10 protein-coding genes are annotated in these 12,640 nt (G+C 34.6%); 4 read left to right on the plus strand and 6 right to left on the minus strand.

Going from position 1 to position 12,640, the window contains the following annotated elements:
• Nucleotides 1–25: 25 nt before the first annotated feature.
• The 5 genes from ilvD to ACZ5EP_RS08110 all read right to left on the minus strand — a co-directional run bounded on the left by ilvD (nt 26) and on the right by ACZ5EP_RS08110 (nt 5,097).
• On the minus strand, nt 26–1,714 hold the full coding sequence (gene ilvD / locus ACZ5EP_RS08090; RefSeq protein ID WP_464508705.1) for a dihydroxy-acid dehydratase: 1,689 nt from the start codon (nt 1,712–1,714) through the stop codon (nt 26–28).
• A gap of 89 nt (nt 1,715–1,803) precedes the next feature.
• Nucleotides 1,804–2,319 carry a hypothetical protein gene (locus ACZ5EP_RS08095; RefSeq protein WP_464508706.1) on the minus strand — a complete coding sequence of 172 codons (516 nt, stop codon included), beginning with the start codon at nt 2,317–2,319 and terminating at the stop codon, nt 1,804–1,806.
• On the minus strand, nt 2,316–3,284 hold the full coding sequence (locus ACZ5EP_RS08100; RefSeq protein ID WP_464508707.1) for an MlaD family protein: 969 nt from the start codon (nt 3,282–3,284) through the stop codon (nt 2,316–2,318). Before ACZ5EP_RS08100 ends, ACZ5EP_RS08095 begins: the two co-directional genes overlap by 4 nt.
• Entirely contained in the window at nt 3,281–4,030 is a 750-nt protein-coding gene (locus tag ACZ5EP_RS08105) for an ABC transporter ATP-binding protein (RefSeq protein ID WP_464508708.1), read from the minus strand. Before ACZ5EP_RS08105 ends, ACZ5EP_RS08100 begins: the two co-directional genes overlap by 4 nt.
• A complete protein-coding gene (locus ACZ5EP_RS08110) occupies nt 4,027–5,097 on the minus strand; it encodes an MlaE family ABC transporter permease (RefSeq protein WP_464508709.1) in 1,071 nt (356 codons plus the stop codon). The genes ACZ5EP_RS08105 and ACZ5EP_RS08110 overlap by 4 nt, the downstream gene beginning before the upstream one ends.
• Nucleotides 5,098–5,156: 59 nt before the next feature.
• On the opposite strand from ACZ5EP_RS08110, the gene ACZ5EP_RS08115 reads away from it, so the two are divergent.
• Nucleotides 5,157–6,254: a hypothetical protein gene (locus ACZ5EP_RS08115; RefSeq protein ID WP_464508710.1), complete on the plus strand. Its 1,098-nt coding sequence runs from the start codon at nt 5,157–5,159 to the stop codon at nt 6,252–6,254.
• On the opposite strand, the gene ACZ5EP_RS08120 is transcribed toward ACZ5EP_RS08115, so the two are convergent.
• Nucleotides 6,232–7,935 carry an ABC transporter ATP-binding protein gene (locus ACZ5EP_RS08120; protein ID WP_464508711.1) on the minus strand — a complete coding sequence of 568 codons (1,704 nt, stop codon included), beginning with the start codon at nt 7,933–7,935 and terminating at the stop codon, nt 6,232–6,234. The genes ACZ5EP_RS08115 and ACZ5EP_RS08120 overlap by 23 nt on opposite strands.
• 21 nt (nt 7,936–7,956) lie before the next feature.
• Here ACZ5EP_RS08120 and ACZ5EP_RS08125 point away from each other — a divergent pair, with 21 nt between their 5' ends.
• Genes ACZ5EP_RS08125 through ACZ5EP_RS08135 form a run of 3 tightly spaced genes read left to right on the plus strand, consistent with a single transcriptional unit; the run spans nt 7,957 to nt 12,584 of the window.
• Nucleotides 7,957–8,337 carry a rhodanese-like domain-containing protein gene (locus ACZ5EP_RS08125; protein WP_464508712.1) on the plus strand — a complete coding sequence of 127 codons (381 nt, stop codon included), beginning with the start codon at nt 7,957–7,959 and terminating at the stop codon, nt 8,335–8,337.
• Nucleotides 8,338–11,085, plus strand: coding sequence for a DEAD/DEAH box helicase family protein (locus ACZ5EP_RS08130; protein WP_464508713.1), 2,748 nt, complete (start codon nt 8,338–8,340; stop codon nt 11,083–11,085).
• Complete coding sequence (locus ACZ5EP_RS08135; RefSeq protein ID WP_464508714.1) at nt 11,082–12,584, plus strand: hypothetical protein; 1,503 nt, start codon at nt 11,082–11,084, stop codon at nt 12,582–12,584. The genes ACZ5EP_RS08130 and ACZ5EP_RS08135 overlap by 4 nt, the downstream gene beginning before the upstream one ends.
• Nucleotides 12,585–12,640 lie beyond the last annotated feature (56 nt).

A 12,640-nucleotide genomic window follows, 5' to 3' on the forward strand; every position in this document is an offset into this window, starting at 1 on the left:
CTTTAGTCCTCAAAAGGAGGAGAAATTATTCGGCTTTTAATATTGCACCGTTGCTTGCGTTAGTTACTAGCATTCTGTATTGTTTAAGCCATCTGCCTGGTACTTCTTTTTTGATAGGAGTAAACTCTTTTTTTCTTTTTTCGATTTCTTCAGGTGACAAATCGACATTTATTGAGAAATTATCAACATCTATTTCAATAATATCTCCGTCTTTAAGAAGACCTATCATTCCGCCTTCTGCTGCTTCAGGGGAAACGTGTCCTATGCTTAAACCTCTTGTAGCGCCGCTGAATCTTCCGTCTGTAATAAGCGCCACTTTGTCTCCGAGTCCCATACCCATAATCAGGCTTGTAGGTGCCAGCATTTCCTGCATTCCTGGACCGCCCTTAGGACCTTCGTACCTGATTACCACTACATCGCCTTCTTTTATTTTTCCTGAAGTAATGCCGTCAATTGCTTCTTGCTGGGAATTAAAGCATACGGCCTTTCCTCTGAATTTTTTTTCACCCGTAATACCGGCTGTTTTTACTACACAGCCTTCTTCTGCAAGGTTACCGAATAAAATAGCAAGTCCTCCGACTTTGCTGTAAGGTTTTTCTATAGGGTGGATGATGCTTGTATCTAATACTTTTGCATCCTTAATTCTTTCTTCTACCGTTCCGCCTTCTATTACCGGGTTGTCGAGATAAAGGATTGTGTCGCTTCTTTTGCTTATTTCTTTCATAACGGCGCTCATTCCGCCCGCTTTATGGATGTCTTCCATATGAACAGTTTGAAGTGAAGGGGAAATTTTCGCAATGTGTGAAGTGTGTTTTGCAATTTCGTTAAGTTTGTGCAGGTCAAAATCAACTCCCGCTTCTTTAGCTATTGCAATAGTATGTAAAACGGTATTTGTGCTTCCTCCCATTGCCATATCCACTACAAATGCGTTGTGAATGGCTTTTTCGTTTATGATATTTCTTATTTTATACTGTTCTCCAAGCTCTTCGTTTTTAGCCAATTCGCATATTCTTCTGGCGGCTTTTCTTAAAAGCTCTTCCCTTTCAGGCGTAAGGGCTAAAACAGTTCCGTTGCCTTTAAGAGCTATACCCATAGCTTCAATAAGGGTATTCATGGAGTTAGCCGTAAACATACCCGAACAGCTTCCTCCTCCCGGACATGCTACGCATTCGAGTTCATAAAGTTTTTCTTCGCTGAGCTCTCCTTTTTCGAATTTACCCAATCCTTCAAATACCGTAGCCAGATCCACAGGCGTTCCGTCTGATAAATGTCCGGCTCTCATAGGTCCGCCTGTTACAAATACAGTAGGTACATTGACTCTAAGCGCACCCATAACCATACCCGGAGTAATTTTGTCACAGTTCGGGATACAGATAAGCGCGTCAAGTTTGTGGGCGTTCATAACTGTTTCGATGGAGTTTGCGATAATTTCACGGCTAGGAAGCGAATAAAGCATTCCGTCATGTCCCATAGCGATACCGTCGTCAACTCCGATAGTGTTAAATTCGAACGGAACGCAACCGTTTTTTCTGATTTCGTCTTTTACGATTTCGGCATATTTATTTAAAAAAAAGTGTCCCGGAATAATTTCTATAAACGAGTTTGCAACACCGATAAACGGTTTGTCGAAATCTTCGTCTTTAAGTCCTGTAGCTCTGAATAAACTTCTGTGAGGGGCCCTGTGCCATCCTTTTTTTACTTCGTCACTTCTCATTTGTATTGTCCTTTTTTTCCTTATTTTATCACAAAATTATTACAATAATATTAGAATAGTTAAAACAGCGGCAATTTGACGGAAAAAGACTACAGCCAGTTTATGAGGTCTTTTTCAAACAATTTAACCGCACTGTTAAACGCTTCTACTGCGCTTTTTGCATTTTTTTTACATGGAATTTTATAATAAAAATCTTTTGATTTGCTGTTAACGTAAGCTTTTATATCCAAAATTACATAAGATTTGTTTTTGCTTACAACATGTACGGCGTTGGTAATGTAAAGTTTGAGATTTATATCCGCTTTTTTATTGAAATAGACGTTTTTGAATTTACCTGAATTAAAAAGCGCGTTATATACGCTGATTTTGATTAAATTGTCGAAATCGTCTATCCACTGTGAATAAAGGTACGGGTTTTTTGAATAGTTTTTTTGCCAGAAAATTTTCCTTGTTTGTAAAATCGGCACGGAGTTTATTTGCAGCGATAAGGTTTTTTGGGTGTTTTTTGCCTGTATTTTATATGAGCTGATTGTGTAGTTGGTAATAACCTGTCTGGTTGCGCATCCTAAAAATATAAAAGGAATTAAAAAAATCAGTTTTTTCATTCTCCGGGTCCTTTCGGCGTAGTCGCTTTTTTGAATATTATATCGCTTGGAGAGTTTTCCAGTTCGTTAATCATATTTTCTAGTTTTATCGTTGCTTTTTGCAGTTCTTTGCTGGTATTGTCAATCGGTTTGAAGCTTTGTATTAAAGCGTCTTTAAAATTAAACTGTCCTTCGGCGGCTTTGTTTTTAAGCTCTGTAATAAGCTCATTAGTATTTTTTGACAGATTAATAAAGCTGGAATTGAGTTTTGAAATATTCGCCGTTAAATTGTTTTCTGCCGAAACGGTTTTTTGAGTTAATTTATGGAAATCATGTTGGATTTGGATTACCGAACTATTAAGATTTTTTTGAAGGTTATTGAAATTATTTACGCTTTGCTTTAAAAGATATTTGTTTTTGTCTATATATGCCGAGATATTTTCTAAATGAATCAGCGTATTTTGCAGATGAGAAGCTTTTTTAGGGTTTAGGATCGTGTTTAAATTATCTAAAAGAGTGTTTAATTTGTCTGTTGTTTTTGAAAGAGCTTCAAAAAGTTTTGCTTTAAATGAAGGAATGGTTTGAATTTTTGCCGGGTTGTTTTTTGAAGTGTGTAAAACTGGAGAGTTTTTACTTCCGCCTTCTATTTCTATATATTTTAGTCCCGTTATTCCTTCAAGCTCCAATACCGCGTAGCAGTTTTTTCTAAGGGGTATGTTTTTATCGACTCCAAACGTTACTATTACCGAATTAGGCTCATTTGGATTAAGGGTTATTTTTGTAACGCTTCCGATATTGACACCCATGTATTTAACAGGTGAGGCTATGTTAAGTCCTGAAACGGATTCGTGAAAAATCGCCTGATAGTAACTTTTCGGTTTGTTGTTAGAACTGTATCTGCCAAGCCAGTATATAAAATATATCAGTCCGGCTGAAAGCAGTATGGTAAAAACGGCCAATATAATATAGTTTACTTTTCTGTTCATTCTATCTCCATTAGTATCGGTTTCATAAATTTCTGAACTTTTCTGTTTTGCGATTTAACCGCTTCTTCGAATGTTCCTTCAAAAACCACTTTTTTGTCTATCAGTATACAGAATCTCTGCAGTACGTGGGCGATTGTCTGAGGATCGTGTGTAACCATTACCACGGTTTGATTAAAAAACGAATGCAGCTCCAGAAGCAGTCTGTCGAACTCTCTGGCGCTTACCGGATCAAGACCGCTTGTGGGCTCGTCCAAAAACAGCATTTCCGGATCAAGAGCCAGTGCCCTGGCAAGAGCCGCCCTTTTTATCATTCCGCCGCTTAGATTTTTAGGCATTAAATGGGCTGTTTCTTCTTTTAAACCGGTAAGCTTTAGTTTTGACAAGGCGGTTATCGTTATAAAATCTTTTGGCAATTCGGTGTATTCTTCCAAAACGACACTTATATTTTCAAGTACGTTCAGTGAAGAAAAAAGAGCTCCGAACTGAAACAAAACGCCCCATTTTTTTTTCAGTTCTATTTCTTCTTCTAAAGAGAGTTTTGTTATGTCTTTGCCCATTATTTCTATTAAACCTTTGAAACTGTGCTCAAGCAGTATAATTTCCCTTAAAAGAGTGCTTTTACCGCTTCCGCTGGCGCCTAAAATACCGTATATTTCACCTTCGTATACTGTAATGTCTATATTGTCGTGTACGGTTTTGTCGCCGAATTTTGTTGTCAGGTTTCTTACTTTTATTATTTCTTTCATATTCCGAACTTTGATAATAATATTGAAATAACCGCATCAATCGCAATTACCCAGAATATTGCGTTTACCACGCTTTTGGTTGTGTATTTTCCTATATCCTGAGTGGAATCTTTTACCTGAAAGCCTCTGTATGTTCCTATAAGGGCTATAACTATACCGAATAAAGGCGCTTTTCCGAGTCCTATTAATACTTGGGTTATTGATAATACGTCCCGGGTTCTGTTTAAAAACATGTCAAAACTTACGTCTAATGTAAGATTTGATATCAGCATGCCTCCAAACACTCCTATTATATCGGCAAAAAACACTATCAAAGGCATTGCTATAATCATGGCGGACACTCTTGGAATTACCAAAAACCAGAAAGGCTCAAATCCCAGTGTTTTCATTGCGTCGATTTCTTCTGTAAGTTTCATGACTCCTATTTCGGCGCTGAATGCGGATGCGCTCCTTCCGGCTACTACGATAGCGGCAATCAGCGGCGCCAGCTCTCTGAAAATCGAAATATCAAGCATATCTACAATGTAAATATTCGCTCCGAATTTAGACAGCTCTATTGCCCCCTGATAAGCCATTACGACGCCCACCAAAAAAGAAGTAAGTCCGACGATAGGCAGTGCCTTCGCTCCGGCTTTAACGATAACGGCAGCCGTTTCTTTGAATCTGAATTTCCACGGATGTGTAATAAGAAAAAGTAAAAAATAGATAAATTCTCCAAAGAACAGTAAAAAATTAATACCGTTTTCTTTCATCGAAACAGCGATTTCTTTTATATACTCACGGGCATAAAATAAAAGGGTTCTGTTGTCTTCAATAATATTTAGATTTTTTATATTCTGTAAAACGAATTCATACAGCGGTTTAATGTTTTGGTTTATGTTTGTAAGAGTGTTGTTTTTTGAAAGTTCGGCTAAAAACAGGGCTCCTTCGTAATCTATAGATTTTACTTTGCTTAAATCTATTATCATATTTTTTACTTTTAACAGATAATAAATTTCAGTAATTGTGTTTTTATCAACAGTGCCGGCGATTTTTGCCAAGTGTTTGTCAATTTCTATTTTAACCATTATTCTCCGTTCGGTTTCTTTGATATAATTATACTAAAAAATATTAAAGGTTTCAGTTTATGTTTTATTTACCGAGTAAAGATGAATGTGATAATATAGTATCAAATTCTAAACAGTTTTTTTGTAAAAATTTTACGTATAAAAACAGAGAAATTGCCGTATATCACTATAAACAGGGAAATTTCGAAGAATTTGAAAAATTTAACGCATGGGAATTAAGGGGTATTACGTTTGTAAAAGAGGAAAACGGGTGGAAAAGATTTCCGGCTATTCATAAGTTTTTTGAGCTGAACCAGGCTTCCGGATGGATGGAAGAAGACTTGAAAGATAAAAAAGTTATAAAAGTCAGCGAAAAAATAGACGGCACATTCGTTCATCCCGTTATAATCGGAAGAGAAGTCTGTTTTAAAAGTAAGCTCAGATTTGATTCGTATCAGGCGTTGAGGTCTCAGGAAATTTATGAAAACAGTGAAAATATAAAAAAGTTTGTGAAATACTGTTTTGATAATGGACTTTTTCCGATGTTTGAGTATATTTCCGAAAAATCCCAGGTTGTAATGGATTATAAAAAAGAGGCTCTGATTCTTACGCAGGTGAGGGATGAAAAAGGCAATTATCTGCTTGATTTTGAAAAACTCGCGGATAAGTTTGGTGTAGAATACGCCGGTATATGTGAAAACAAACCTTTAAGCGAATACATAAAAAACAAAGGCGTATGTGTCAGCAAAGAAGGTTGGATTCTGATATTTGAAGATATGAAATTTGTAAAAGTTAAAACGGACGAATATTTAAAAAGACATAAAATCCTCGGAGATATCAAAGAACATAATATCATCCAGATGACGCTGAGCGGTGAAATAAAAAAGCTGTTTGAAATACTGAATCCCAAAAGCGAAAAATATGAGTTTGTAAAAGAGATACACGACAGATTTAATGAAAAATACGATAATCTGCAAAAAGATCTTTTGGGAATAATAGATTCGTTTGAGGGGACTTTGAAAGAGTTTAAGGAAAAGTATCAAAACCATCCGTTTTATGCAATACTCAGTGAAGCATACAAAAAAAGAAAGAAGCAGCCGCCTCACCTAACGATAAGGCAGTGGGTGGAAAACAACACCAAAAAGCTCAAAAACGCTAAGAGGTTTTTAGGGTTATAATTTCCCTGTTTTTAATCATAATAATATCTTCCGCTTTTGCAATGGTTTCAGCTCTGTGGGCTATAATTATCGAAGTTCTCTCTTTTAAGAAACTTTCAATGTTTTTGAAAACCTTCTCTTCCGTATCTATATCAAGGGCTGAAGTTGATTCGTCGAGTATGATAATTTTAGGCTTATGAAGCAGGGCTCTTGCTATTGCAACGCGCTGTTTTTGTCCGCCGCTGAGTTTAACTCCGTTTTTCCCGACATAGGTGTTCAGTTTTTCAGGCCAGTTTTCTACAACATCTTTAAGCTCGGCCAGTTTCAGGGCTTCCCATATTTCATTTTCTTCAAACTCTTTTCCAAGGGTCAGGTTGAATAAAAGCGTATCGTTAAAGAGTCTTGTTTCCTGCAGTATCAGACTTACGTTTTCTCGGATTTTATCAAGTCCGATTTCTTTGTAACTTACATCGTTGTACCTGATATCTCCTTCATTAAGAATGAAAAATCCGGCTATTATTTTGGCAAGTGTAGTTTTGCCGCCTCCGCTTGCACCGATGAGTGCAGTTATTTTTTTAGGTTTGATTGTCGCACTTGCGTTTTGTAAAATCCATTCGCTTTCATTATATTTGAAGGAGATGTTTTGGATGTCTATTTGTACCGGTTTATTGAAAGGATTTTGTTTATGAGGGAACTTCGGCTCTTTTGTTAATGTCAGCGTTTCGTTTATACGGTCAAGCGCGGCTTTTGCGGCGAAATAGCTGTACTGGATGGAAATAATGTCCTGAATGGGAGTCATCATAAACCAAAGATAACTGTAAACCGCCAGCATAAGCCCAATTGTCAGGTTGTCGTAGGCTACGGCTAAAATTCCTGCGGCTCTGAATATTTCAAATCCTATCAGGAATATTAAAAAACTCAATTTGTTAAACGCTTCGACTTTATAGCTGAAATCAAAGGCTTTTTGCTTTAATTCTTTTGTAAGGACAAAGAGTTTTTTAAAAAAGAAATTTTCTTTGTTGTAGGCCTTTATCTGCTCAAAAAGCTCCAGCGTCTCTATAAGCGCTTCTTGAAATACTGAAATAGAACGGTTTTGCTCGGTTTTGTATTTTTTGACTTTTCTGGCTATTTTACCCGAGAGCACAACCACAAAAGGGTTTAATATCAAAATAAAAAGCCCTAGTTTCCAGTTGATAAGAAGTAAAACTATTGCAACTCCAATAAGAGTAAGGGCGGAGATTACAAATCGGGATACCGATTTGATCAAAAACTCTTCAACCGTATTTACGTCACTAATAAGACGGCTGGCTATATCTCCTGTTTTCAGGTTTTCGTATTCGTTTATTGAGAGGTGTTTTAAGTGGTTCAGCACTCTTATTCTGATTTTGTAGGTAATATCTTTTGTTATTTTTTCAAAAAAATATGTCTGTGCTACATTCAGCCCGACAAAAAGAGATCTTAATATCAAAACTATACTCAAAGTGACTATAACGTAACAAAACGGCGAACAGCTGCCGAATATTTTACTTATGCTTTCAACCCATATTCCGGGCTTTTTAAGCAGAACTTCGTCGATTAGAAGCGGCATAAGCATAGGTATGGGAATAGAGATAACCGTGGCGATTAATGCTATAATTTGAGCCGTAATAAATTCTTTTTTATATTTTTTAATTTCTTTTATCAGATGTTTGAACGTGTACAATTTTTGCCTTTAGGAGTTTTTATGAAAAAAATTATACTATTAATTACGGCGGTTTTGGTATTTGGTTTTGAGTCGATGCCTGCGACCGTTGCTAATATTAAGAAATTAAAAGCGGAACATATTCCTATTGTGGATATAAGAACACCTGATGAATGGATGCAGACAGGTGTAATTCCGGGAGCCATTAAAGATACTTTTTTTGACAGATACGGACGGGTAAATTCAAATTTTTTGCGTAAACTGCACGGAATTAAAAAATTTGCTGTTATTTGCAGAACCGGTCATAGAAGTAAATTAGTTGCTGAAATTTTAGAAAAAAACGGTATGCAGGTGATTGATTTGGAAGGCGGTATGTTTTATCTTATGAGAGATATGCTTCATAAAGAGTTTAAGAGAAAATAAATGTATTTAAGCAGCGAAGTAAGAGCGTTTTTGGATGGAATTAACAAAAAAGGTCTTTATCTTGTATCCATTCCGACTGGATTTGGAAAAACGACGGGTGTTAGAGAGTTTATTAAAAACACCGAACAAAAGGTTATTTATACGGTTCATTTAAAAGATCTGTTAAAAGATGTGAAAGACGAAGTTGATTTTATATTAAAAAGCGATATCGACACCGTCAGGGAAAATATCTCAAAAGTGAAAAAGAACAGTGTTTTAGAGAGTATTGAGTCTTTCAAAAAAATAAAAGAGCTTTATAACGTAAAAGGTGCGGAGGAGAGCTTACAGTTTTACATCAGCAGGCTTCAAAGGGATCTGAAACAGAGGTATCTTAAAGGCGAAAATATAATAGGTGATGTTGAGGTTTTGTTTCCGAGTGTAAGAATAGAAAAATACCACAAAATCGCAACCACCACGCAAAAACTGATAAGCGGGTTTTTTCATTTTAAAAGAGGCACGTTTTTAAAAAACGAGGATTTTAAGGATGCGTTTTTATTTATAGACGAATTTAACCTTCAAAAGTCGAAGTTTTTGGATGTTTTGGCGAGAAAAGAGAACGAATGTGAAATTATTGAACTTTACAGAAGTTTCAAAAGCGCTTTGGAAGACGGGATACTTGAGAAGTATGATGTTTCAAAAGAGAAAATAAAAGATATAAAAAAGAAATTTAAAAAAAACTATCCTCAGTATACAAGCAGAGAAGATTTCGGAATTTATACAAAAAAAGAAGTGAATTTTATTGCCGATAAGTTTTTGTTTGAGAGTTTTTATGAAAATATTGATTCTTTTAAAGAAATAAAAACGGCAGTCAATAGTTTTTTGGGTGTTTTAAGAGAGATTTACAGAAAGGATATAGGAGAGGGGTTTTGCAAAATTTTGACCCAAAGCGTAACCACTAAAGAAGAGGGTAAAAATTACAGATATGTGTATAACTTTTTGCAAAATCTTCTAAAAACAAAGCCCCCTATCGGCACTACACTGCTTGAAGATCTGTATGAGGATGGGTTTAATCATTTACGGGTGCAAAAAGACAGCGGTCTTGATGAGTTTTATCTGCATTCGTTCAGCCTTACGCCGGAGAAGTTTATAAAAGATCTGTCCGAATGGTATAAAGTGGTGGGAATTTCCGCAACTGCTCATATTAAGAGCATTGTCAGAAATTTTGATCTTGATTATTTGGAGGTAAAAGAGAGTTTTAAACATATTGATTTGAATATAAAAGACAATACGGAAGTTGAGGTAATAAAGCCCGAAGAAGTTGATGATGTTTTTATAATGGATTCAATCTCTTACAGGGATGAGTATCTGCAAAAAAGGTTTTTAAAATTTTGCAATGTTTATGAGAAATTTTTGCAAAGCGATATGAAGTCGTTTTTGTATCTTCAAAGCAGCTATTTGGATAACGAATTTAAAGATCTGATCAAAACCGCAAAAGAAAGGCTTAACAAAAAGCATTCAAAAGAGTGCGAAGTGTTTATTTTAAGGGAAAAGGATAAATATGAAGAGTTTGTAAAAAATATAAAAGAGGAAAAGTTTTTTATAATTTCCGTGTATCAAAATGTAGGTGTCGGGGCCAATTTGCATTATAAGCATAAAAACGAATTAAAAGATATCGACGGGATATATCTTGGTGAAATTACCAATCTTATACCTACCGGGAATAAAATTTCGAGTATTTATTATCTTTTGTCCTTATATCACAAAAACGATTTTTCAAAAAAAGATCTGAAAAAATCCTTAAAAAGTCTTTTTACCATGGAGAGTCCTCATATTCATATCATTCCTGCATACAAAAAAAGCGATGATTATGTAAATGCGGTTATGGATTTTGTAATTCAGGCAATAGGCAGGCTGTTTAGGGTGAGTAAGGAAGCCAAAAAATATATTTTTATATCTCATGAGCTGTATGAGCAGATTGAATATTTTGAGTATGACGGAATAACTCTTCCGGTTATTAAAAAACTTACAAAAAAAAGAAAACCTCCGAAAACCGACAAAGAGCTGATTAAAAACAGTTTGGATGCATGGAGCAAAATAAATTATATGATTTCCTCTCTTGAGGGGTGCAAAGAAGAGTATACAAATATCAGGGAATATATTTTTAAACATCCTTTTTGCGACAATCCTGAATATAAGGTTTTTTACGCAAAAACCGGGCGTTATTTTTATAAAGAAGATAACGATTACAGGCAAATTGATATAAGTTTTACTAAAAAGGACGGATATATCGAGGTGTCAAAAGAAGCCGGAAAAATTGAACTTATTAATGAAATGTTCGGATTTGAAATACAAAGTGAGGGGGAATATGCACTGATTCCGATAGCTTGGAATAATTTTTTTAAGGGAATTGTGGGCGAGAAGATCGTAAAAAGCGTATTCAGTGATTTGGGTATCGAACTTGAGGGGTTGGAAGAGGGGTTTGAAAAGTTCGATTTTAAATATAAGGATTATTTTTTCGATGCGAAAAACTACTCTCAGATTAATATAGAAAGCAAGGATATAAAAGATCTAATAGCAAAATATGAAAAAAGATTGAGAAGTTTAAATGGCAAAAAAGGGTTTATATTAAACATATTCGGATATGCGCCCGATTATAAAATAAACAAAATCCAAAAATTCGGGGATATAATCGTTGTGCCTTATTTGATAGATGTGGAAAAAAAGGAGCTTAATAAAGTTGCGATTAATTATTTAAGGGAGCTTTTATGACAAACAGGGTGATTATCAGCGATATCGATAAGGGTGAATTTTACAACAGGTTTAATTTTTATCAAATGAAGATTGAAAACAACTACCGTGATACGGTAAGTAAAATCAGAAAACTAAAGCCGCTGTTTTTTATTCAAAAAAAGGGCAGATATATTATAGCTTCTAAAAAAGAGCTTGATTTGCAGAAATTTTCACTCAGTGAATTTAAACAGCTTAATAATTACACGATATTCGATATGGCTCTTAGGGCTTTGGCGGCTGTCGAATACGGGGAGGACTTTTTTTCATCGAAGCTGTATTATGTGATTAAAAAGTTTAAATATAAAATTGTGGCCGTTGTGTTTAATTTGAAGTATGACGTATTGAGTTTTGGAGTCAGAACTTTTATGTATAAGCCTAAAATAAAAGGCACATACGGATATGAGTTAAAAGGCAATAAAATAGTGCCGAGCGAATCAAAAAAAGAGGTGTTTATAACAGAGTCGGACGGGAAAAACAGTGTTGATTTTTTCAGGTTTTATAAAGATAAAAATTTTTCAAAATCAAAAATGTATGCACTGTATGAAGTTACAAAAAGACTTAAAAAAACGTTTCCTGAAATTAAGTGGGAGTTTGAAAAGGTTAATTTTGAAACGTACAAAGTAAGCGAGTATCTTAAAAAAAAGAAAACTGATAAATTAAAAGATCTTTTTAAAAGGGAAATCAAAAAAATCAATATCGTAAATTATACGGACTACAGTATTGAGATGTTGGAATTTTTATTGAAAAAAGAAAATATTGAATATGAAATAGGCTCTAAACTGAAGTCGGGATACAATATTACAATTACCAAATCAAAAGGTGAATATAATGAAGGGGAAGATCCGTACCATAAAGGTGAAACTCAAGATATGTATATTCAAAATATAACCGATGAGGTGTTAAAATCACTCTCACCGAGCGTTTTTGAAACGATATTAAAAGAACTGATTATTCAAAAAGAGATTAAAACGAAAAAACTGCTTTTGCCGGAGCATAAACCGTCAAAAAAATTCCGCTTTTTTGAAAAAATAAATGATGATATTTACGGTGTGGAGATAGATAATGGAAAATTGACGTTTAATATAACGCCTCCTGAGCTGAATCTTGAAAAGGGTGAATTTGCGATAATAATGGATGAAAATATAAATATAATAAAAAATAGCGGAATGCATTTGATATTTGATACGGAAGTATTGGGTAAAGCTAAAGAAAAAGATAATTTAAGAAATAAAAAATTTGGAATTATTGATAAATTAAACGGTATAAAATACAAAAATAATCTTTATGCAGTGGGAATTGTGGGTAATCCTCAAACTATTCTTAAAAAAGGTTTTCCAATAAGAAAAATAGAAGTATTAAAAGGGATTATTTTAAGAGATGAAATATTAGGGATGTTAAAAGAGTTTTTTGTAAGATATAAAAATATTACGGTGTATCCTTATCCTAAGAAATATATCAGGGAGTATTATAAAAAATAAATACTTCTCTTTTTTTATTCATAAATTAATTGGTTAAATACAACTTATATAGTGCC

Source organism: Nautilia abyssi, assembly GCF_055388085.1.